We start from the raw sequence: 24,761 nt of genomic DNA, 5'->3' as shown, positions 1-24,761 counted from the left end.
GCTGGGTTCGGACGCGGCGCTGCTGGCGCCGGTCCGGCTCGACACGGCCGCACTGCGCGCCCAGGCGCGGGCCGGACTGCTCCCCCCGCTGCTCCACGGACTGGTGCGCACACCGGCACGGCGCGCCGACTCCCCCGGCGGGTCGCTGACCCAGCGGCTGTCCGGGGTGGCGGAGGAGGCCGTCCGCGAGAAGGTCGTGCTCGACCTGGTGCGGGAGCAGGTCGCGGCCGTCCTGGGCCACGCCTCCGCGGCCACGATCACCCCCGAGCGGGCCTTCCAGGAGCTGGGCTTCGACTCGCTGGCCGCAGTCGGCCTGCGCAACCGGCTGACCCGGACCACCGGGATGAGGCTGCCCGTGACCCTGGTCTTCGACCACCCGACACCGGCGGCGGTCGCCCGGCTGATCCTCGCCGAGATCGGTGGAGGAGACGAAGAACCGCTGATCGACCAGGAATTGAAGAAGCTCGAAGGCATGCTCGCCGCGAGCGCGACCAGCGAGAAGCAGCGCGTGGCGGACCGGCTGCGCAAGCTGCTCGCCGACATCACCGAGAGCGGAGAGAGCACGCGTGCACTGATCGAGGCGGCCACGACCGTTGACGAGGTCTTCCAGTTGATCGACGCCGAGATCGGCGAGGGGTGAAGAGGAAAGTGAACATGAGCACTGAGAGCACCGACCCACAGCAGGAAAAGCTCGTTCAGTACCTGAAGCGGACGGCCGTCGAGCTCAGCGAGACCCGCACCCGGCTGCGGGAGTTCGAGGACCGGGCGAACGAGCCCCTGGCGATCATCGGTATGAGCTGCCGGTACCCCGGCGGGATCAGCTCGCCGGACGACCTGTGGGACCTCGTCGCCTCGGGCCGTGACGGGATGTCGGGGCTGCCGACCGACCGCGGCTGGGACCTGGAGCGGCTCTACGACCCGGACCCCGACCGGCTCGGCACCTCCTACTCCCGCGTGGGCGGGTTCGTGGACACCGCGACCGAGTTCGACGCGGACTTCTTCGGCATCAGCCCGCGCGAGGCGCTGTCGATGGACCCCCAGCAGCGGCTGATGCTGGAAGGAGCCTGGGAGGCGTTCGAGAACGCGGGCATCGACCCGATGTCCCTGCGCGGCACCGACACGGCCGTCTTCTGCGGCGTGGGCCCCTCGGACTACGCGGCGGCGCCGGCCGGCGGTCTGCCCCAGATCGAGGGGTTCCGGCTGACCGGATCGACGACGAGCGTCGTGTCGGGCCGGGTGTCCTACGCCCTGGGCCTCGAAGGCCCCTCGGAGTCGGTGGACACCGCCTGCTCCTCCTCGCTGGTGGCCCTGCACCTGGCCGCGCAGTCGCTGCGGTCCGGCGAGTGCTCGCTGGCGCTGGTCGGCGGTGTGACCGTGCTGGCAGGACCCACCCTGTTCGTCGACTTCAGCCGCCAGCGGGGACTGGCCCCGGACGGGCGGTGCAAGGCGTACGCGGCGTCCGCCGACGGCACCGGCTTCTCCGACGGACTCGGCCTGCTCGTCGTGGAGCGCCTCTCCGACGCGCGTCGCAACGGCCACAAAATTTTCGCCGTGGTGCGCGGTTCGGCCGTCAACCAGGACGGTGCGAGCAACGGCCTGACCGCCCCCAACGGCCCCTCGCAGGAGCGCGTCATCCGGCAGGCGCTCGCCAACGCCGGCCTGTCGCCCTCCGACGTGGACGCCGTGGAGGGCCACGGCACCGGCACGACGCTCGGCGACCCCATCGAGGCGCAGGCGCTGCTGGCGACGTACGGCCGCGACCGCACCGACGGGCCGCTGCGGCTGGGGTCGATCAAGTCCAACATCGGCCACTCCTCGACCGCGGCCGGAGTCGCGGGCGTCATCAAGATGGTGCAGGCGATGCGGCACGGGATGCTGCCGCCCACCCTGCACGTGGACGCGCCGACCCCGCACGTCGACTGGGCGTCGGGCGAGATCGAACTGCTCACCGAGGCGCGGGAGTGGCCGGCCGCCGAGCGCCCCCGGCGCGCGGGCGTCTCCTCGTTCGGCGTCAGCGGCACCAACGCCCACGTGATCCTCGAAGAGGCCCCGGCCGAGGAGGAGGCCCCCGCCGAGCCGGTCTCCGCCGCACCGCCCGTGGTGCCGGTGCCGCTCTCCGCGCGCAGCGACGCCGCACTGCGCGAGCAGGCCGAGCGGCTCCGCGCCCACCTGGCCGCACGGCCGGAGGTCTCCCTGCTGGACGCCGGCTTCTCGGCGGCGACGACGCGCGCCCACCTCGACCGGCGGGCCGTCGTGGTCGCGGCGGACCGCGACGAGCTGCTCGCCGGTCTGACCGCGGTCGCCGCGGGCGACCCCGCGGACGGTGTGGTCGAAGGCCGGGTGGCGGAAGGCAAGCCGGTCTTCGTCTTCCCGGGCCAGGGCGCGCAGTGGGCGGGCATGGCCGTCGAACTCCTCGACACCTCCCCGGTGTTCGCCGAGCGGATGGCGGAGTGCGCGGTGGCGCTGTCGCCCTACGTGGACTGGTCGCTGGAGGACGTCCTGCGCGGCACGGAGGGCGCCCCCCCGCTGGAGCGGGTCGACGTGGTGCAGCCCGCGTTGTGGGCGGTGATGGTGTCGCTCGCCGCGCTGTGGCGTTCGTACGGTGTCGAGCCGTCCGCCGTGGTGGGCCACTCGCAGGGTGAGATCGCCGCCGCGGTGGTGGCGGGTGCGCTGTCCCTGGAGGACGGAGCGCACGTCGTGGCACTGCGCAGCCGGCTGGTGCTGGACCGCCTCGCCGGACGCGGTGGCATGGTGTCGCTGGCACTGCCCGTGGAGCGGGCCGAGGAGCTTCTGGCCCCCTACGAGGGCAGGGTGTCGCTCGCGGCGGTGAACGGGCCGGCCGCGGTGGTGGTCGCCGGGGAGCCCGCCGCGCTGGACGAGATCGTCGCGGGGTGCGAGCGGGACGGCGTCCGGGCGCGGCGGGTGAACGTGGACTACGCCTCGCACTCCGCGCAGGTCGAGGCGATCGAGGCCGAACTGCTCGACGTACTCGCACCGGTCACTCCGGTCTCCGCGCGCATCCCCTTCTACTCGGCCACCCGGGGCGAGTTCCTCGACGGCGAGGCGCTGGACGCGGCCTACTGGTACGCCAACCTGCGCGGCCGGGTCGGGTTCGAGCCCGCCGTCCGGGCCCTGGCCGACAACGGCGCCGGCTGCTTCGTCGAAGTGTCGCCGCACCCGGTGCTGGCGATGGCCGTGGAAGGAACGGTCTCCGCACACGACGCCGACGGCCCGGCCGCCGTGGTCGGTTCGCTGCGCCGCGACGAGGGGGGCCTGCGCCGCTTCCTGCTGTCGCTGTCCGAGGCCCACGCCGCCGGGGTCACCGTCGACTGGTCCGCCCTGTTCACGGGCACCGGCGCCCGGCAGGTCGGCCTGCCCACGTACGCCTTCCAGCGCCGCCGGTTCTGGCTGACGCCGGGAACCGGCGCGGGCGACGCGTCCGTGGCCGGACTGAGCCACGTCGGTCACCCGGTCCTGAGCGCCGCCGTGCCGGTCGGCGACCGCGACGAGTGGGTGTTCACCGGCCGCATCTCCGCGGACGGCCAGCCCTGGACCCGCGACCACGTCGTCCTGGGCACGGTGATCGTCCCGGGTGTCGCGCTGGTCGAGATGGCCCTGGCCGCCGGGCGCGAGCTGGGCTGCACCGTGGCGGACGAGATGGTGCTGGAGGCGCCACTGGTGCTCGCCGACGACACGGCGCGCCAGGTACAGATCACCATCGGCCAGGCCGACGCCGACGGCCGCCGCGAGGTGGCGGTCTACTCGCGCCGGGAGACCGACGAGTACGAGGCGCAGCAGGCGATCTGCCACGGACGCGGCTGGCTCGCCCCCGATACGGTCCCCGCGCCCCCGGCCGCCGAGTGGGCACAGGTGTGGCCGCCGACGGGTGCCGAGGCCGCTTCGGTGGACGCCCTCTACGCGGGCATGACGGACCTGGGCTACGACTACGGACCGCTGTTCCAGTGCGTGCGGGCCGTATGGCGCCTGGGCCACGAGGTCTACGCGGAAGTCGCGCTGCCGGACGGCGTCGACGACGGCGGCTTCGGCGTCCACCCGGGACTGCTCGACGCCGCGCTGCACGGCGGCCTGCTGGAGAAGGGGCCGGGCAACGCGGTCGTCCTGCCGTTCTCCTGGTCCGGCGTCCGCCTCGGTGACGGCGGATCGACCAGCGCCCGGGTGCGGCTCTCCCCGGCCGGTGACTCGGCGCTGCGCGTGGAGGTCGTCGGCGCGTACGGCGAGCCGGTGCTGCACATGGACAAGCTCGTCTTCCGCGCGGTCGACCCCGCGCAGCTGGAGAGCGCCACGGGAACCGGTGACCCGCTGTTCCGGATGGACTGGGCCGAGGTCACCGTGGCGGCGACGACCGGCCGGGTCACCGTGCTCGGCGAGGAGTTCGCGGACCTCGACGCCCTGGAGCAGGCGCTCGCCGAGGGCGGGAGCGCACCGGACGTGGTCGTCGCCGAGGTGGCGGCGCCCGTGGGCGCCGCCGCGGACGCGGCGCGCGACTCCGCCGTACGGGCCCTGGCGCTGGTGCAGCGGTGGCTCGGCAGCGATCGGCTGGCCGACGCGCGGCTGGTCGTGGTGACCCGCGGCGGCATCGCCGTCGGCGACGAGCCGGCGGACGTGGCGCAGGCCCCGGTGTGGGGCCTGGTGCGCAGCGCCCAGTCCGAGCACCCCGGACGGTTCGTCGTGGTGGACACCGGCGCCGGCGCCGGCACCGACGACGCGCCGGACTGGGCGGCGCTCGTGGGCACGGACGAGCCGCAGCTCGCGCTGCGCCACGGGCGGGTGCTCGCGCCGCGGCTCGGCCGGGCGCCCGAGGGACCGTCCGGCGACGCGTGGCGGCTGTCCACCGGCCGGAAGGGCTCGCTGGACGACCTGGCGATCACCCCGTCGGAGGGCGGCAGGCCGCTCGGCGCGGGCGAGATCCGCGTCGGCGTGCGCGCCGCCGGCCTGAACTTCCGGGACGTGCTGATCGCGCTCGGCCTGTACCCGGACGAGGCGCCGCTGGGCAGCGAGGCCGCCGGCGTCGTGCTCGACGTCGGGGCCGACGTGACCGACCTGGCACCCGGCGACCGGGTGTTCGGCTTCGTCCCGGAGGGCTTCGGCCCGCTGGCCGTCACCGACCGCAGGATGGTCGTGCCGATGCCGGCCGGCTGGTCGTACACCGAAGCGGCCGCGGTGCCGGTGGTCCACCTCGCCGCCTACCACGGCCTGGTCGACCTGGCCGGTGTGGGTACGGGGGACCGGGTGCTGGTGCACTCCGCGGCGGGCGGGGTCGGCATGGCCGCCGTACAGCTGGCCACCCACCTCGGTGCCGAGGTCTACGCCACCGCGAGCCCGCACAAGTGGAGTGCGGTGCGTGCCCTCGGCGTACCGGAGGAGCGGATCGCCTCGTCGCGCGACCTCGGCTTCCGGGACGCGTTCCTGGAGGCGACCGGCGGCCTGGACGTGGTGCTCAACGCGCTCACGGGCGAGTTCGTCGACGCGTCGCTCGACCTGCTGCCGCACGGCGGCCGGTTCATCGAGATGGGCAAGGCGGACGTGCGCGACCCGGAGGCCGTGGCCACCGCGCACGCCGGAGTGCGGTACCGGTCGTTCGACCTGTTCGACGCCGGCATGGACCGGCTGCAGGAGATGCTGACCGCGATCGTCGCGCTGTTCGAGCAGGGCGCGCTCAGCCACGCCCCGGTCCGCGCCTGGGACGTCCGCGACGCCGGCGGGGCCTTCCGCTTCCTGCGGGAGGGCCACAACACCGGCAAGGTCGTCCTCACGGTTCCGGCGCCGCTCGACCCGGAGGGCACGGTCCTCGTCACGGGTGGCACGGGTGGTCTGGGTGCGCTGCTCGCACGGCACCTGGTCGCCGAGCGGGGGGCGAAGCGCCTGCTGCTGGTGAGCCGGCGCGGTCCCGCGGCCGAGGGGGCCGCGGAGCTGACGGCCGGACTGGAGGCGCTCGGCGCCGAGGTGCGGGTCGTCGCCTGCGACGTCGCCGACCGTGAGCAGGTGGCGCGGTTGCTGGGGTCGTTGGAGCGTCCGCTGACGGGTGTGGTGCATGCGGCGGGTGTGCTGGACGACGGTGTGGTGGAGTCGCTGTCGGCGGAGCAGGTGGAGCGGGTGATGCGGCCGAAGGTGGACGCGGCGCTGCATCTGCACGAGCTGACGGCGGGTATGGATCTGTCGGCGTTCGTGCTGTTCTCCTCGGTCGCGGCGTTGATCGGCAGTCCGGGGCAGGGCAATTACGCGGCGGCCAATGCCGCGCTGGATGCTCTGGCGCATCAGCGGCGTGCGGCCGGGTTGCCGGCGGTGTCGTTGGCGTGGGGGCTGTGGGCCGACGCGACCGGTATGACCGGCCACCTCGAGGACACCGAGCGGACACGGCTGCAGCAGATGGGCGTCGGTGCGATGCCCGCCGAACTGGGGCTCGCCCTGTTCGACCGGAGCCTCGCCACGGGCACGGCACTGCCGGCGCCGGTGCGGCTCGACCTGGCCGCCCTGCGGGCGCGCGCCCGCGACGGCTTGCTGCCGGCCCTGCTGCGCGGACTGGTCCGCGCGCCGGCCCGCCGGCAGACGGCGGGCGGGTCGCTCGCCCAGCGGCTCGCCGGAGTCGCCGGGGCGGACCGCGAGCAGGTCGTGCTCGACCTGGTGCGGACGCAGGTCGCGTCCGTGCTGGGACACGCCTCGGCCGACGCGATCGAGGACGGCCGGGCGTTCAAGGACCTCGGTTTCGACTCGCTCAGCGGCGTCGAACTGCGCAACCGGCTCACCCAGGTCACCGGTCTCCGGCTCCCCGCGACCCTGGTGTTCGACCACCCGAACCCGACGGCGGTCGCGCGGATGCTGCTCGCCGAGCTCGGGACCGTCGAGGCACCCCGCCCGGTGGTACGGACGCGCACGCAGGCGGCGGACGCCGGCGAGCCGTTGGCCATCGTGGGCATGAGCTGCCGCTACCCCGGCGGCGTGGCGTCCCCGGACGACCTGTGGGAGCTCGTCGTGTCCGGCCGGGACGCGATCTCCGCGCTGCCCGGTGACCGGGGCTGGGACCTGGAGCGGCTGTACGACCCGGACCCGGACCAGCCGGGGACCCTGTACACCCGCGGTGGCGGCTTCATCGACGGGGTGGGCGACTTCGACGCGGAGTTCTTCGGCATCAGCCCGCGCGAGGCCCTCGCCATGGACCCGCAGCAGCGGCTGCTGCTGGAGGCGGCCTGGGAGGCGATCGAGAGCGCCGGGATCGACCCCACGTCCCTGCGCGGCAGCGACACCGGGGTGTTCACGGGCGCGGTCACCTCGGACTACGGCGCGGCGAAGCTGCCGGAGATGGACGGCTACTTCCTGACCGGCACCACCACCAGCGTGGTGTCCGGGCGCGTCGCCTACAGCCTGGGCCTGGAAGGGCCCGCCGTCTCCGTCGACACGGCGTGCTCGTCGTCGATGGTCGCCCTGCACCTGGCGTCGCAGGCGCTGCGCTCGGGTGAGTGCTCGCTGGCGCTGGTCGGCGGCGTGTCGGTCATGACCGCGCCGCACCTGCTGGTCGACTTCAGCCGGCAGCGGGGCCTCGCCCCCGACGGCCGGTGCAAGGCCTACTCGGCGGACGCGGACGGCACCGGCTTCGCCGACGGCCTCGGTCTGCTCGTGGTGGAGCGGCTGTCCGACGCGCGCCGCAACGGCCACGAGATCCTCGCCGTGGTGCGCGGCTCGGCCGTCAACCAGGACGGTGCGAGCAACGGCCTCACCGCGCCGAACGGCCCCTCCCAGGAGCGGGTGATCCGGGCGGCCCTCGCCAACGCCGGCCTCTCGCCGGCCGAGGTGGACGCGGTCGAGGGCCACGGCACGGGTACGACGCTGGGCGACCCGATCGAGGCGCAGGCGCTGCTGGCGACCTACGGCCAGGAGCGTGCGACCGACCCGCTGTGGCTGGGATCGGTCAAGTCGAACATCGGCCACAGCTCCGCGGCGGCCGGCGTGGCCGGTGTCATCAAGATGGTGATGGCGCTGCGGCACGGTGTGCTGCCGCCCACGCTGCACGCCGACGAACCGTCGCCGCACGTCGACTGGGTGTCGGGCGCGGTCGAGCTGCTGACCGAGGCGCGGGAGTGGCCCGCCGCCGGCCGGCCGCGGCGCGCCGGTGTGTCGTCGTTCGGCGTCAGCGGCACCAACACGCACGTCATCCTCGAAGAGGCCCCCGCGCACGAGGCGGCGCACTCCCCGGCGGAGCGGCCGGCGGGCGCGGTGCCCGTCCTGGTGTCGGCCCGCACGGGTGCCGCACTGCGGGCGCAGGCCGAGCGGCTGCGTACGCACCTGGAAGCACGGCCCGAGCTGTCCGTCGCGGACGTGGCGTTCTCGGCCGTGACGTCGAGGGCGTCGCTGGACCACCGGGCGGCCGTGGTGGCCGCCGACCGCGAGGAACTGCTGGGCGCGCTGGCCGCGCTCGCCGGCGCCGAGTCCGCGGCCCGGGTCGTCGAGGGCCGCCCGATCGCGGGGAAGACCGCGTTCCTGTTCACCGGTCAGGGGTCGCAGCGGGCCCGGATGGGGCTGGAACTGGCAGAGGCGTACCCGGTGTTCGCCGCGGCTCTGGACGCGGTGTGCGCGGAGGCCGACCCGCTGCTGGGCCGGTCGCTGCGGGAGCTGCTCGCCGCCGACGGCGATGTGCTCGACGCGACGGAGTACACGCAGGTGGCGCTGTTCGCCGTCGAGGTGGCGCTGTTCCGGCTCGTGGAGTCGCTGGGCGTCCGCCCCGACCACCTCATCGGCCATTCGGTCGGTGAGATCGCCGCCGCCCATGTGGCCGGGGCTCTGTCCCTGGGCGACGCGGTCGCCCTGGTGGTGGCGCGCGGCCGGCTGATGGGCGCGCTGCCGGAGGGCGGCGCGATGGTCGCGGTGCAGGCCGATGAGGCCGAGGTCGCGGAGTCGCTCGCCGGGTTCGGGGAACGGCTGGAGATCGCGGCGGTGAACGGGCCGCGTGCGGTGGTGGTCTCCGGCGACGCCGACGCCGTGGAGGAGTGGCTGCCGCTGTGGGAGGGGCGCAAGACCACGCGGCTGCGGGTCTCGCACGCCTTCCACTCCCCGCGCATGGAACCGATGCTGGCGGAGTTCGAGGCGGTGGCCCGGGAGCTGGAGTTCCACGAGCCGCGCATCCCCGTGGTGTCGAACGTGACCGGGCAGCCGGTGCCGGCCTTCGACGCCGCGTACTGGGTCCGCCACGTGCGGCAGGCCGTGCGGTTCGCCGACGGCGTGCGGACGCTGTGGGACCTGGGCGTACGCCGCTTCCTGGAGCTGGGCCCCGACGCGGTGCTGACCGCGATGGCCCGCCAGACCCTGGACCGGCGCGACGACGCGGCGTTCCTGACCGCGCTGCGCGCCAAGCACCCGGAGGCCGAGACCTTCGCCGGGTTCCTCGGACAGGCGCACAACGCGGGCGTACAGGTGGACTGGGCAGCGTACTACGCGGGGACCGGCGCGCGCCGCGTCGACCTGCCCACCTACGCCTTCCAGCGCGAGCGGTACTGGCTCACCACCGGCGCGGGAACCGGTGACGTCGCGGCGGCCGGGCTCGGCCCGGTCAGGCACCCGGTCCTCGCCGCGGCCACCCGGCTGGGCAACCGTGACGAATGGCTGTTCAGCGGCCGCCTGTCCACCGACACCCAGCGGTGGACCCGGGACCACGTCGTGCAGGAAGTGACGATCGTTCCCGGCACGGCCCTGGTCGAACTGGCCCTGGCCGCGGGCGCCCGGACCGGCTGCCCGGCCCTCGACGAGCTGGTGGTCGAGGCACCGCTGCTCCTGGAGGACGGAGTCGTACGGCAGGTCCAGGTCACCGTCGGACCGGCGGACGGCAACGGCCGCCGCGACGTCGCCCTCTACACCCGCCCGGAGCACGGCGGTGACGACGAGCCGGCGGAGACCATCTGCCACGCGCGGGGCCTCCTGGCCCCCGAGGCCGAGCCCATCGCGGCCGAGTGGGCCGTCCCGTGGCCGCCCCCGGGCGCCGAGGAGGCGTCGGTCGACGAGCTCTACGCGGGCATGTCCGACCTCGGCTACGACTACGGGCCCGCCTTCCAGAGCGTGAGGGCGGTGTGGCGCACGGACGACGAGGTGTTCGCCGAGGTGGCGCTCCCGGACGACACCAGCGGCGACGGGTTCGGCATCCACCCGGCCCTGTTCGACGCCGCCATGCACGGCAGCCTGCTGCAGCGGGGTGCCGACCAGACCGCGCTGCTGCCGTTCTCCTGGTCGCACATACGCCTGGGCACCACCGGGACCTCCCGGGTCAGGGCCCGCGTCAGCACCGAGGAAGGCACCGCGCTCCGGGTCGACATCGCCGGCGAGCACGGCGAGCCGGTGCTCAGCATGGACCGGCTGTACATGCGTCCCCTGGAGCCGTCACAGCTCGCCGACGGCGGCCGCGCCGGGCGCAACGCGCTGTTCGAGCAGGACTGGAGCGAGGTCACGACCGCCCCGGCCACGGCACACGTGGTGGTCCTCGGCGAGGAGTTCGCCGACCTCGACGCGCTGGAGCAGGCGATCGCCGACGGCGCGCAGGCTCCGGAGGCGGTCGTCGCCACCATCGCCACGCCGCCCGGCGACGGGCCGCACGCAGTACGGGAAGCCGTGGCCGACGCGCTCGGCCTGGTCCAGCGGTGGCTGTCCCTGGAATGGCTGACCGGCGCACGGCTGATCGTCGCGACCCACCGCGGTCTCGCGGTCGGCGACGAGGCACCGGACGCCGCCCAGGCCGCGGTGGGCGGTCTGGTGCACAGCGCGCAGGCCGAGTTCCCCGGCCAGTTCGTCGTGGTGGACGTGGACGGCACCGAGGAGCCGGACTGGGCGGCGCTGGCCGGCCTCGACGAGCCGCGGATCGCGGTCCGTGACGGCCGTGCGCGCGCACCGCGCCTCGCACGGGTCTCGGCGGCGCCGGACGCGACGCCCGCGTTCGACGGAACGGTCCTGGTGACCGGTGGCACCAGCGGCCTGGGCGCGGTGTTCGCCCGGCACCTGGTGGAGCGGCACGGTGCCCGGAGCCTGCTGCTGGCCAGCAGGCGCGGTGCTGCCGCCGAGGGCGCGGACAAGCTGGTGGCCGAGCTGGAGCAGCTCGGCGCCCGCGTGCGGGCCGTCGCCTGCGACGTCGCCGACCGGGAGCAGGTCGCCGGACTGCTGGCGTCGCTGGACGAGCCGCTGGCCGCGGTCGTGCACGCCGCCGGCGTGCTGGACGACGGCGTGGTCGGGGCGCTCACCGCGGAGCAGATCGAGCGGGTCATGCGGCCCAAGGTCGACGCGGCGTGGCACCTGCACGAGCTCACCGCCGGCATGGACCTGTCCGCGTTCGTCCTGTTCTCCTCGGCCGCGGCCGCGATCGGCAGCCCCGGCCAGGCGAACTACGCGGCGGCCAACGCCGCGCTCGACGCGCTCGCCGCGCGGCGGCGTGCGGCCGGGTTGCCGGCGGTGTCGCTGGCGTGGGGCCTGTGGTCCGACACCACCGGCATGGCCGCCAGGATGGGCGAGACCGACCTCGCGCGACTGGAAGGGATGGGCCTGCGCCCGCTCTCCATCGAGCTCGGCCTGTGGCTGTTCGACCAGGCGCTCGGGCTGGACCGGCCGGTGCTCGTCCCGGTCCAGCTGGACCAGGCCGCGCTGCGCCACCAGTCGTCGGCCGGGCTGCTGCCCGCACTGCTGCGCGGCCTGGTGCGGACCTCCGGCCGCGCGCGGACGACCGAGTCCCTCGCCCGGCGCCTCGCCGGCGTCCCCGAGGACGACCGGTACGGCGTCGTGCTGGACCTGGTCCGGGCTCAGGTGGCCGGGGTGCTCGGCCACGGTTCGGCCGACGCGATCGACCCGGAGCGCGACCTGCAGGAACTGGGCTTCGACTCGCTGAGCGCGGTCGAGCTGAGCACCCAGCTCAACAAGCTCACCGGACTGCAGCTCGACGGCACACTCGCGTTCGACCACCCGGCGCCGCGGCTCATCGCGGAGCACCTGCTGACCCTGGTGGCGCAGCAGGCCGGCGAGGGCGGACCGGCGGCGGGAGGCGCCCCGCTGTCGGAGGAGGACGAGATCCGGGCGATGCTCGCCGCCATCCCGATCGAGGACCTGCGCGAGACGGGGCTGCTCGAGACGCTGCGCGACCTGGCGGCCGCCGTCCGGGTCCCGGTGAGCGGCTGATGCGGGCCGCCACCCCCGACGAGCCGCGTGCCGCGGCGGACACCGAGCGCACACCACACCAATCCACGAGGGGCCGGAACGGAATGGACACCCGCAGCAGTACCACGACCGAGACCGGGCCGAAGAGGCCCGTGGTTCCCGCATCCAGCATCCGGGGACCGAAGACCACCACGATGATGCAGTACGTACAGCTGTTCCGCAGGCCCGGCGAGTACATGATGGATTGCCGCCGCAAGTACGGGAAGCAGTTCGAGCTGAAGGTCTTCCCCGGCTTCAAGCTCTACGTGCTGTCGGACCCCGAGGACGTCAAGCAGCTGTTCCTCGCCCCGAGCGACGTCCTGCACACGGGACGGGGCAGCGCCTCGCTGGAGAAGTTCTTCGGCCAGACGGGGCTGGCCTGGCTGGACGAGAAGGAGCACCTCGCCCGGCGCAAGGGGATCATGCCGTCGGTGCGGGGCAGCGCGCACCAGCGGACGGAGGAAGCGGTCCGGCGCATGGCCAAGGAGGCCGTGGCGGGCTGGCCGCGCGGCAAGGCCGTCGCGCTCCGCCCGTACGTGCACAAGTTCACCATCCAGGTGATCCGCGAGGTCGTCTTCGGCAAGCACGTGCCGTCCTGCTGGGACGAGCTGTTCGAGGTCATCTGGGAGATGCTCAAGCTGAACGCGAGCGTCGCGACGATGATCGAGACGCACGAGATGTCACCGCTCGGCGTGCGCCTGCTCCGGGCGATCCGGCCGCTGGGCCTCGACCGCTTCTTCAAGAACCGGGACCGCTGCGACCAGCTGATCGCCCAGGCGATCGCCGAGCGCGTGAACTCGGGCGAGCCCGGCGACGACATGCTCGCCATGATGCTCGGCATGACGACGGAGGACGGCTCTCCGCTGAGTGCCGTCGAGCTGCGCGACGAGATCATGACCATGTTCGTCGCCGGCACCGAGACGACCGCCGCGGCCATCTGCTGGTCGCTGGAGCACCTGACCCGTGAACCGGCCGTCTTCCAGCGGCTCCTCGCGGAGATCGACGAGGGTGCCGGCGACGAGTACCTCACGGCCACGGTGATCGAGTCGCTCCGCAGGTGGCCCCCGAACCCGCACATCATCCCCCGCGAGGTGGTCAAGCCGATCGAGATCGGCGGGGTGCGCTACGAGCCGGGCTGCATGCTCTGGGCGAGCGCCTACCTCGTGCACCACGACCCGAAGGTCTACCCCGACCCCTACGAGTTCCGGCCCGAGCGGTTCCTCGGCGTCAAGCCCAGCACCTCCACCTGGATCCCGTTCGGCGGCGGCCGCGTCCGCTGCCTCGGCGACCGGATCGCGATGGTGGAGATGAAGGAGGTGCTGCGCGAGCTGCTGACCACCTGCGACCTGCACCGGCCGGACATGACCCCGGAGGTGCCGGTCGGCCGCTCCGTCACCATGACGCCGAAGCGCGGGGCCCAGCTGGAGCTCCGGCCGCGGAAGAACAGGCCGCGGCCCACCGGATGAGGATCCCGAACAGCGAGTACACCGGAAGGCCCTGGCGGATCCACGAGTTCGCCCAGGACTTCGAGGTGGAGGACGTCTGGGCATTGCCGACACCCGGCGGCCCGGACGAACTCGCCCGCTTCGTCCGCGGGTTCACGGGCGACGGCGACGAGGAGAACTCCGGCTTCGTCATCCGCAACCTCTTCAGGATCCGCTGGACGCTCGGCCGGACGTTCGGGTGGGACCAGGAGAGGGAGGGTGTGGGACATCGCGTGAGGTCCGTCCGGGACAGGCTCCCGGAGGACCTCCGCGACGGCCCGCGCGGCCCGGACTTCGTGTCGCTCCCCTTCACCGCCGTCTACCAGACGGACACCGAGTACGTGGCCGAGCTGGCCAACCGGACCGTGCACGCGCTGATGCACATCGGCTGGGTCCCGGACGGCAAGGGCACGTACTACGCCCAGATGGCGTCGCTCTGGAAACCCAACGGCCTGCTCGGACACGCCTACAGAACCGGTGGCAAGCCCCTGCGCCGCCTCTTCGTCTACCCCCAGCTGCTCCGTGCGGTCGGGAAGAACTGGCCGCACTACACCTGACGTACCGGCAGCCCGGCGGCACACGGCCCGCCGGCCGCACCCACAAGAAACGAGGCTTCACCCGCGATGACTTCCCTGCCAGGCTGGAATTTCGAGAAGTTCGCCGACGGCATCCGGGCGGCCGGCATGGCCGAGCCGCCGGTGTCGGGAGTGATACCCGGGCCGGTGCACGGCACCGACCGTATGATCACGAACCTCGCGTCGGTCAACTTCCTGGACCTCCAGCGCCGCGAGGACGTGATGAAGGTCCTCCTCGACGCCACCCAGCAGTACGGCCTCGCCACCGGCGGCAGCCGCATCCTCCAGGGCGTCATGCCCCCGCACCTCGACATGGAGCGGACGATCGCGGACTACCTCCAGAAGGAGTCGGCGATCAGCTTCGCGACCGGAACACTCGCCAACATCGGCTTCATGAGCGCCATGGCGGGCACCCAGTCGCTCATGAAGGGCCTCTCGATGGTCAATCGGGACGTCGTCTTCGTCTTCGACCGGGACGCGCACTGGTCGCTGTGGAAGTCCGCGGAGAACCTGAAGTTCGGTGAGCGGCTGTTCGCCTTCGAGCACAACTCGGTGGAGAGCCTCGAAGCGATCCTGAAGAAGCTGCGCGGCAAGCGCGTGGTGGTCGTCTTCGAGTCGGTGTACTCGATCGACGGCGTGGTCGCGCCGATGCACGAGATCGTCGACGTCTGCGAGAAGTACGGGGCGCTCTCGTACGTGGACGACGCGAACGGCTTCATGGTCTACGGGCCGCCGCACCGGAAGTTCCACCAGGAGTACCAGGGGCTGCTCCGCTCCACCTTCATCATGGTGTCGCTGAAGAAGGCCGTCGGCCTGGAGGGCGGCCTGATCGCCGGCCCCAAGGACGCCATCACCTCCTTCGAACTGCTCTCCGGGGCGAGCGCCTTCACCGCCGGTGTGCTGGCCCCCGCGGCGGCGGGCACCGCCTACATCACCCGGCTCCTCGCCCACGAGGAGCCGGAGATCGTCGACAACTACCTGGCGAAGGTCGCCGACTTCCGCAAGCGGCTGCTCGACGAGGAGCTGCCGATCACGGACACCGAGACCTGCTTCACCTCGCTCGTCGTCGGCGACGAGCACAAGTGCCTCCAGCTGTTCCAGGCCTACCTCGACCACGACATCCGGGTCCCCCCGTACGTGTACCCGGCGGCGCGGCGCGCCCAGGCGGTGCTGCGCATCATCATCAACGCCTCGCACACCGAGGAGCAGCTCGACCACTTCATCGAGGTCTCCAAGAAGCTGCGGGACAAGAAGCTCTTCTGACCACCACCGGGTTCGCACCGGATGTCCACGCTCGTCCTCACTGGTTGGGAGAGGTCTGCACAGATGAAGGGGAACAAGGCCGAAGGGCGGTCCGCCCGGGCCATAGGTCCCGGTACGCACGCCGTCGTGACGGGCGGGTCCAGCGGGATCGGCCTGGCCACGGCCCGGCTGCTGGCCGCCAGGGGCGCCCGCGTGTCGCTGATCGCGCGGACGGCGTCACGGCTGGAGGAGGCCGCGGCGCAGCTCGCCGGGGGCGGCGCCCACGTGGCCACCGCGGTGGCGGACGTCACCGACCGGGCCGCGGTGGAGAAGGCGATCGCGGAGCTGACCGCCCGGCAGGGACCGTGCGACATCCTGGTCACCTCGGCGGGCATCACGGAGGCCGGCTACTTCCAGGACCTGCACGACAGTGCCTTCCGCGAGGTCATGGAGACCGACTACTTCGGCACGCTGTGGCCCGTCCGGGCGGTCGTGCCGTCGATGATCGAACGCCGGCGCGGCACCGTCATCGGCGTGTCCGCGGTCGTCGGGATCGCCGGCACCTTCGGCTACACGGCCGTCAGCCCGGCGAAGTTCGCCGTGCGCGGCCTGCTGGAGGCGCTGCGTGCCGAGCTCAACCCGTACGACGTCCACGTCGGCTACATCTGCCCGCCCGACGTGGACACCCCGCACTACGCGTACGAACGGCCGCGGCTGCCGGTGGAGACCAAGGAGTTCTCCAAGGCCATGAAGCTGATGCCGCCCGAGCAGGTGGCGGCCGGGATCGTCCGCCTGATCGAACGACGCAAGACCCGGATGGTGCCCGGCACGGTGAACCGGGTGGGCTCGGCCGTCTCCGTGATGCTGCCCGGCGCGCTCGAGTGGTTCGTCGACCGCACCGTCCGCAAGGTACGCCGGGACCGGCCGGCCGGACACACAGCCGCGGGCGACGTCCGCACACCGTAGAAGTTCATGCGTGGCGATGGCCGACCGCGCGGGATACAGGAGAGGGAGACAGTGAAACAGGGCGAGCGAAGGACCGATGGCCCGGGGGACCGCGCCGTCGCCGTGGTCGGCATGTCGTGCCGGGTTCCGGGGGCCGGTGATGTCCAGGGCTTCTGGCGCCTGCTGCGCGACGGGGTGGACGCCATCACCGATGCTCCCGCGGACCGGTGGTACGACGTCCCCGACCTGGCGCCGTACCGCAGGGGCGGCTTCCTGGACCGGGTGGCCGACTTCGACGCCGCGTTCTTCGGCATCTCCCCGCGCGAGGCCGTCGCCACGGACCCGCGCCAGCGCCTGGTGCTGGAGCTCGGCTGGGAGGCGCTGGAGGACGCGGCCCTGGTGCCGGAGGACCTGCGCGGCAGCGACACCGCCGTCTTCCTCGGCGCCACGGGCGACGACTACGCGTCACTGGTGCAGCGGTACGGAACGGACGCCGTCTCCCACCACTCCCTGGCCGGGCTCAGCCGGGGGCTCATCGCCAACCGGCTCTCCCACGCCTTCGGGTTCCACGGACCCAGCCTCGCCGTGGACACCGGCCAGTCGTCCTCACTGGTCGCGGTGCACATGGCGTGCGAGAGCCTGCTGTCCGGGGCCGCCCGGCTGGCCCTGGCCGGTGGCGCGCACCTGAACCTGGCGCCGGAGAACACCCTGGCCTTCGCCCGCGCGGGCGCACTGTCCCCCGACGGCCGCAGCCACACGTTCGACTCCCGCGCCAACGGGTTCGTCCGCGGCGAGGGCGCCGGCATCGTCGTCCTCAAGCGGCTCGACGACGCGCTGGCCGACGGCGACCCGATCGCCTGTGTGCTGCTCGGCAGCGCGGTGAACCACGACGGCGACGACGAGGGCCTGACCGTGCCCAGCGGCCGGGCGCAGCAGGCGCTGCTGCGGCAGGCGTACGCCAGGGCCGGCGTCGATCCACGGCAGGTGCGGTACGTCGAACTGCACGGCACCGGCACCCGGGTGGGCGACCCGATCGAGGCGGGCGCGCTGGGGTCGGTGCTCGGCGCGGGCCGGGACTCCGGGCAACCGCTCCTCGTCGGATCGGTGAAGACGAACATCGGGCACCTGGACGCCGCCGCCGGTGTCGTCGGACTGATCAAGGTCGCCCTGTCGATCGGGCACGGCGCGCTCCCGGCCAGCCTCAACTTCTCCGAGCCGAACCCGGCGATCCCGATGACGCGGTGGGGCCTGGAGGTCAACACCGGCACCGGTCCCTGGCCGCAGGGCCCGGACGGCGACCCGGGGGTCGCGGGAGTCAGCTCCTTCGGGGTCGGCGGCACCAACTGCCACGTCGTCGTCGCCGCGCCGCCCGCCGCGGCCGCCCCCTCCGGGCCGGCGGCCGGGACGGCCCCCGGACCCGCGGCGGAACACCCCTCCCGCCCGGTGCCGGTCGTGGTCTCCGGCAAGTCCCCGGAGGCGTTGCGCGCCCAGGCCGCGCGGCTGCGCGACCGGGTGGCCGCCGACGCGGACCTGAACCCGGCGGACGTCGGCTTCTCCACCGTCACGACACGGTCGGTGCTCTCCGACCGCGGTGTCGTCGTCGCCGCCGACCGCACCGAACTGCTGGCCGGCCTGACCGCGCTGGCGGCGGGCGAACCGGCGGGCAACGTGGTGGAGGGCTCCGGCACCCCCGGGCCCGGTGTGGTGTGGGTCTTCCCCGGACAGGGCTCCCACTGGGTGGGCATGGCCCTGGAACTGTGGGACTCCTCGCCCGTGTTCGCCGCCCGCATGGCCGAGTGCGAGCGGCTGCTCGGCGACATGGTCGACTGGTCCCTGCGCGACGTACTCGGCGACGAGGCCGCGCTGGAGCGCATGGACGTGGTGCAGCCCGCGCTGTTCTCGGTGATGATGTCGCTCGCCGAGGTGTGGCGCTCGGTCGGCCTGGTGCCCGACGCCGTCGTGGGCCACTCCCAGGGCGAGGCCGCCGCGGCCTGCGCCGCGGGCATCATCTCCCTCGCCGACGGGCTGCGGCTGGCGACCCTGCGCAGCCGGGCCATCAACGCGGGCATCTCCGGTCGCGGGATGATGGTGTCGCTCGCGATGCCCGCCGAGGAGATCGCGGCCGAGATCGCCGGGCGGGACGGGGTCTCCATCGGAGCGGTCAACGGCCCCAACGCGGTGGTCGTCTCCGGTGAGATCGCGGCGGTGCGCCAGGTCAAGGCCGACTGCGAGGCCCGCGGCATCCGCACCAGGGTCATCCCGATCGACTACGCGTCCCACTCGGCCCAGGTGGAGTCCATCCGGGACGAGATCCTCGCGATCGCCGAGGGCATCGCCACGACCGACAGCGGTGTGGCGTTCTACTCCACGGTGCGGGCGGGCCGGGTGGACGTGGCCGAGCTCGACGCCGAGTACTGGTACCGCAACCTCCGTGAGCCGGTACGTTTCGCCGACACCGTCACCGCGCTGGCCGACGCGGGACACGGCGTGTTCGTGGAGGTCAGCCCGCAGCCGGTGCTGACCATGTCCATCCAGAACACCGTGCCCGGCGTGGTGGTGCAGGGCACCCTGCGCCGGCACGAGAACGAGTCGCGACGCCTGCTGCACTCGATGGCCGAGCTGCACGCCAAGGGCGTCGCCGTGGACCTGCGGCCGCTGTTCGACGGAGCCGGCCGCGTTCCGCTGCCCACCTACGCGTTCCAGCGGCAGTCCTTCTGGGTCTCCGGACAGCGCACCGAGCAGCCCGTACCGCCGCAGCCCGCCACCCCGGCCACGCCCACGGCGTCCACGGCGGCGGAGCCGCGGTCCGCGGCCGCCGCACCCGGCCGGCTTGCCGGACAGGACCTCAGAGCGATGGTCCGCTCCCACACGGCGGCCGTCCTCGGACTGGCCGACGCCGCAGCGGTCGGCAGCGGCCGCACGTTCCGCGAACTCGGCTTCGACTCGGTGACCGCGGTGGAGCTGAGCGGCCGGCTGAGCCGGGCGGCCGGGCTGGAACTGCCGGCCTCCCTGATCTACGACCACCCGACCCCGGGCGCGGTGGTGCGGCACCTCGGTGAGCGGCTGTCCGGGGCGCGACCGGGGGAGCACGCGCACGAGGACGCCGGGGCCACCGGATCCGACGAGCCGATCGCGATCATCGGCATGGCCTGCCGGTACCCCGGCGGCGTGACGTCCCCCGACGACCTCTGGCGGCTGGTGACCGACGGCACCGACGCCATCACGCCCTTCCCGGACGACCGGGGATGGCCGCAGTCCGGCACGGACTACGCCCGGGTCGGCGGCTTCCTGCCGGACGCCGGGGACTTCGACGCGGGCTTCTTCCGCATCAGCCCGCGCGAGGCGCTGTCCATGGACCCGCAGCAGCGACTGGTGCTGGAGACGGCATGGGAGGCGCTGGAGCACGCCGGGCAGGACCCGGCCGCGCTGCGCCGCAGCCGGACCGGTGTCTTCCTGGGCGCCATGAGCCAGGACTACCTGCCGCGCCTGTCCGAGGTTCCGGAGGAGCTGGCCGGACACGCCCTGACCGGAGGCGCGGCCAGCGTGCTCTCCGGCCGCGTCGCCTACACCCTCGGCCTCGAGGGCCCGGCCGTGAGCGTCGACACCGCGTGCTCGTCGTCGCTGGTGGCCCTGCACATGGCGGGGCAGTCCCTGCGGTCCGGCGAGAGCTCCCTCGCGCTGGCCGGAGGCGTGACGATCATGTCCACGCCCGGCATGTTCGTCGAGTTCGCCCGGCAGGGCGGACTCGCGGGCGACGGCCGGTGCAAGGCGTTCTCCGACGCCGCCGACGGCACCGGCTGGTCCGAGGGCGTCGGCGTGCTGGTGCTGGAGCGGCTGTCCGACGCGCGGCGCAACGGCCGCCGGGTGCTGGCCGTCCTGCGCGGCAGCGCCGTCAACCAGGACGGCGGGAGCAACGGGCTCACCGCGCCGAACGGTCCCTCCCAGGAGCGCGTGATCCGGCAGGCGCTGGCCGGTGCCGGTCTGTCCGCGGCGGACGTCGACGCGGTCGAGGCGCACGGCACCGGCACCCGCCTCGGCGACCCGATCGAGGCGCAGGCACTGCTCGCGACGTACGGCCGCGAACGGACCGGCGGACCGCTGTGGCTGGGCTCCCTCAAGTCGAACATCGGGCACACCCAGGCCGCCGCGGGGGTGGCCGGCGTCATCAAGATGACCATGGCCATGCGCCACGGCGTACTGCCCCGTACGCTGCACGCCGGCACACCGACGCCGCACGTCGACTGGTCCGGCGGCGCGGTGGAGCTGCTGCACGAGCAGCGCGCGTGGCCCGACGCCGACCGGCCCCGCAGGGCGGGCGTGTCCTCCTTCGGGATCAGCGGCACCAACGCCCACGTCATCCTCGAACAGGGAGACCCGGACCAGCCGGCCGGTGACGAGCCGGCCGGTGACGACGCGCCGGCCGACGACGGCACGGTGCCCGCGGCGGTCGTGCCCTGGCTGGTGTCGGCGCGCACGGCCCCGGCCCTGACGGCCCAGGCGGTACGGCTGCGCGACGCGGTCCGTGGCGAACGGGCCCCCCGCGTCGGCGACATCGCGGCCACCCTCGCCACCGGTCGCGCGGTCCTGGACCACCGAGCGGTCGTACTCGGCACCGGCCGGGCCGAACTGCTCGCCGGCCTGGACGCGCTGGCCTCGGAGCAGCGTGCGGCGGGCCTGATCACCGGCGCCGCCGGCGGCGAGCCGGACGTCGGCGTCCTGTTCTCCGGACAGGGCAGCCAGCGCCTCGGCATGAGCCGCGAACTGGTGCGGCGGTTCCCCGTGTTCGCCGAGGCGTGGCACGCCGCCTGCGCCGCTTTCGCACCGCTGCTGGACCACGCGATCGACGAGGTGGTCGCCGCCGAACCCGGCTCGGACCTGGCCGCGCTGCTCGACGAGACCGCGATGACGCAGCCGGCGCTGTTCGCCTTCGAGGTGGCGGCGTTCCGCCTGCTGGAGTCGCTCGGTGTGGTGCCGTCCGTCCTGGTGGGCCACTCCATCGGCGAGCTGGCCGCCGCGCACGTGGCGGGCGTGTTCTCCCTCGCCGACGCGGCCCGGCTCGTGGCCGCGCGCGGCCGGCTGATGCAGGCACTGCCCCGCGGCGGGGCCATGGTCGCCGTCCAGGCGCGCGAGGACGAGATCCGCGAGGCGATCGAGGGCCGGACGGACCTGGTCCGCGTCGCCGCGGTGAACGGCCCGCACTCGACGGTGATCTCCGGCGACGAGGACACCGTCCTGACCCTCCAGGCGAAGTTCTCCGGCGAGGGGTACAAGACCCAGCGCCTCCGGGTCTCGCACGCCTTCCACTCACCGCTGATGGAGCCGATGCTGGCGGAGTTCGAGGAGGTGGCACGGTCGGTGTCGTACGCGGCACCGCGCCTGCCCGTCGTCTCCAACGTCACCGGCGCCCTCGCGGACGGCGAGCTGGAGCGGCCGGAGTACTGGGTGCGCCACGTGCGCGAGGCGGTGCGCTTCGCCGACGGCGTGCGCGCCGCGGTGGCGGCCGGGGCGTCGGTGTTCGTCGAGGTCGGACCGGACGCCGTGCTGTCCGCCATGGCCCGCGAGACCCTCGCCGGGATCGCGCCGGAGGCGACCGCGGTGCCGATGGCGCGCCGGTCGCGGCCGGAGCCCCGCGCGCTGGCCGAGGCGCTCGCCCGACTGCACGTCACGGGCGTCGCCGTGGACTGGCGGGCCTACCTCGCGGCCGTCGGCGTCACCGGACACCACGCCGAACTGCCCACCTACGCCTTCGAACGGCAGCGGTACTGGGTGCGGCCCCGGCCGCCGGGCGGCGACGTCACCGGCGCCGGGCTCACCGCGGTCCGCCACCCGTTCCTCGCGGCGGCCACCGACGTCGCCGTGGGGGACCAGATCGTCCTGAGCGGACACCTCGCACCGGCCACCGACACCTGGCTGGGCGACCACCGCATCTTCGGCGGCGCGGTGTTCCCCGGCACGGCCTACGTCGACATGGCCCAGCAGGCCGTGGAGACGGCCGGATGCGGCCGGATCGAGGAACTCACCCTGCAGACGCCGCTGACCCTCACCGGCGACGCGGTCGAACTGCAGGTCACCGTCGGCGCGGCGGACGACACGGGCCGGCGGGAGATCGGCATCCACGCGCGGCCGGCGGGGTCGCGGTCGTGGACCCGGCACGCCGTCGGCGCCCTCGCCGCCGATCCGGCCCCCGCACCGGCCCCCGCGCCGGACGCCTGGCCGCCGCCGGGCGCCGACCCGGTCGGACTGGACGGCTTCTACCTCGAGCTCGTGGACCGCGGATACGGATACGGGCCCGCGTTCCGGGGCCTGCGCGGCCTGTGGCGCTCCGGCGACGAGGTCTACGGCGAGATCCGGCTCCCCGACGACGTACCGCACGCCTCGTCCGGATTCGCCCTGCACCCCGCGCTGTTCGACGCGGCCCTGCACCCGGTCCTCGCTCTGCTCGCCGGGCCGGACCGGAAGCAGACACTGCTGCCGTACGCCTGGTCCGGGGTGTCGTTCCACGAGAACGGCGGTGCCGAGCTCCGGGTGCGGGCGGCGCTGACCGGGGTCAACGAGGTGTCGCTGCTGATCACCAGGCCGGACGGCACGCCGGTCCTGTCGGTCGGGTCGCTGGCCCTGATGCCCGCGTCCGCGGACCAGCTGGCCGCGGTCGCCGCGGCCGACTCCCTGTTCACGCTGGACTGGACGCCGCTCGCGCACACGGGCGGCGCGGGCCGGGCGGACGCCGAGGTCGTCCACGTCACCGCGAGTGCGGGCGCGGACCTGCCCGCGTCGGCCCGGGCCACCGCGCGCGAGCTGCTCGGCCGGGTGCGGACCTGGCTCGACGACGGGACCCGGCGGGTCATCGTCACCCGCGGCGCGGTCGCCGTCCGCCCGGACGAGGCGCCGGACCTGGCACTCGCACCGGTGTGGGGCCTGATGCGGTCCGTCCAGGCCGAGCACCCGGACCGGTTCGTCCTGGTGGACATCGACGGCGACGAGGTGCCGCCGGCCGTCCTGGAGGCACTGGACCCGTCCGAGCCGCAGGTGGCGATCCGTCACGGGGTGGCGTACGTGCCGCGCCTGGCCGCCGCCCCGGCGGCCGCCGCCGAACGCCCCGAGTGGACCGGCGGCACGGTGCTCCTCACCGGCGCCACCGGCGGCCTGGGCGCGTTGTTCGCCCGGCACCTGGTGACCGCGCACGGAGTGCGGCGCCTGCTGCTGCTCAGCCGGCGCGGCCCGGCGGCGCCGGGGGCCGGCGAACTGGCCGAGGAGCTCACCGCGCTCGGGGCCGAGGTCGTGCAGGCCGCCTGCGACGTGTCCGACCGCGGCGCGCTGGCCGCGGAGCTCGCACGGATCCCGGCCCGGGCGCCGCTGACCGCGGTCGTGCACCTGGCGGGCGTGCTGGAGGACAGCAGCGTGCAGGCCATGACGCCGGAGCAGGTCGACCGGGTCTTCGCACCGAAGGCCGACGCGGCGTGGCACCTGCACGAGCTGACGAAGGACCAGGACCTGGCGGCGTTCGTCCTGTACTCCTCGGTCGCCGGTACGTTCGGCACGGCCGGCCAGGCGAACTACGCCTCCGCCAACGTGTTCCTGGACGCCCTGGCCGCCCACCGCCGCGCCTCCGGTCTGCCCGCGGTCTCGCTCGCCTGGGGCCCGTGGGAGCTCGGCATGGCCGGTGAGCTCGGCGAGGCCGACCTCTCGCGGTTCCGGCGTGCCGGGTTCGTGCCCATCCCCGCCGCGACCGGGACCGCGCTGTTCGACACCGCGCTGGGCCTGGACACACCGCTGGCGGTGCCGGCCGTGCTGGACCGGGCGGGGCTGCGGGAGCAGGAGACCGTGCACACCCTGTACCGCGGGATGGTCACCCCGCGGCGCCGCAGGACCGAGGAGAGCGGCGGGCCGGCGCTCGCGCTCCAGTTGGCCGACCTGTCGCGGGAGGAACGGACGGAGCGGATCCAGGAGCTGCTGCTGGCCACCTCGGCCCTCGTCCTCGGCTACCCGTCCGCGGACCACCTCAACGCCCGGATGTCGTTCCAGGAGATCGGGTTCGACTCCCTGAGCGGGGTGGAGTTCCGCAACCACGTCAAGAAGGACACCGGCGTGGAGATCCCGGCGACGGTCATCTTCAACTACCCGACACCGGCGGCGCTGGCGGGGCACCTGCTGGACCGCCTGTTCGGCGGGACCGGGCCCGCGCCCGGCGGTCCGGACGACGAGGCGACGGCCACGGACGAACTGGACCAGGAGATCGACGACCTCGACCTCGACGAGCTGATCCAGCGGACGCTGCTGTCCGACTGAACCGACTGAACCGACTGAACCGACGGGCGGCGGAGGCCGGTACGCGTGAGCCGGT

At 74.1% G+C, this 24,761-nt stretch carries 5 protein-coding genes and 1 pseudogene; all 6 read left to right on the top strand.

All coding sequences use genetic code 11. From position 1 onward, the window contains the following. Positions 1-12,156, top strand: a pseudogene (locus tag ACIA79_RS04975) (SDR family NAD(P)-dependent oxidoreductase); the annotation flags it as partial. A 173-nt stretch (positions 12,157-12,329) separates the two neighbouring features. Next, entirely contained in the window at positions 12,330-13,640 is a 1,311-nt protein-coding gene (locus tag ACIA79_RS04970; protein ID WP_399426736.1) for a cytochrome P450, read from the top strand. Continuing rightward, positions 13,637-14,215, top strand: coding sequence for a DUF2867 domain-containing protein (locus tag ACIA79_RS04965; protein ID WP_399426735.1), 579 nt, complete (start codon positions 13,637-13,639; stop codon positions 14,213-14,215). Before ACIA79_RS04970 ends, ACIA79_RS04965 begins: the two co-directional genes overlap by 4 nt. 66 nt (positions 14,216-14,281) lie before the next feature. Beyond that, the gene (locus ACIA79_RS04960) at positions 14,282-15,496 is read left to right on the top strand and encodes an aminotransferase class I/II-fold pyridoxal phosphate-dependent enzyme (RefSeq protein WP_399426734.1); all 1,215 of its coding nucleotides are present in this window, start codon (positions 14,282-14,284) and stop codon (positions 15,494-15,496) included. Positions 15,497-15,559: 63 nt separating this feature from the next. Then, positions 15,560-16,441 carry an SDR family oxidoreductase gene (locus ACIA79_RS04955; RefSeq protein ID WP_399426733.1) on the top strand — a complete coding sequence of 294 codons (882 nt, stop codon included), beginning with the start codon at positions 15,560-15,562 and terminating at the stop codon, positions 16,439-16,441. Positions 16,442-16,492: 51 nt separating this feature from the next. After that, entirely contained in the window at positions 16,493-24,706 is an 8,214-nt protein-coding gene (locus tag ACIA79_RS04950) for a type I polyketide synthase (RefSeq protein ID WP_399426732.1), read from the top strand. Positions 24,707-24,761: the final 55 nt, after the last annotated feature.

The organism is Streptomyces sp. NPDC051310 (genome assembly GCF_044455245.1).
In the GTDB taxonomy this organism is placed as follows: domain Bacteria; phylum Actinomycetota; class Actinomycetes; order Streptomycetales; family Streptomycetaceae; genus Streptomyces.
This window is presented reverse-complemented; position numbering and strand designations above follow the sequence as displayed.

Bases quoted from the DNA above. Each gene is read 5' to 3' on its own strand.
- ACIA79_RS04970 (WP_399426736.1), top strand. From the start codon at position 12,330: ATGATGCAGTACGTACAGCTGTTCCGCAGGCCCGGCGAGTACATGATG.
- ACIA79_RS04965 (WP_399426735.1), top strand. From the start codon at position 13,637: ATGAGGATCCCGAACAGCGAGTACACCGGAAGGCCCTGGCGGATCCAC.
- ACIA79_RS04960 (WP_399426734.1), top strand. From the start codon at position 14,282: ATGACTTCCCTGCCAGGCTGGAATTTCGAGAAGTTCGCCGACGGCATC.
- ACIA79_RS04955 (WP_399426733.1), top strand. From the start codon at position 15,560: ATGAAGGGGAACAAGGCCGAAGGGCGGTCCGCCCGGGCCATAGGTCCC.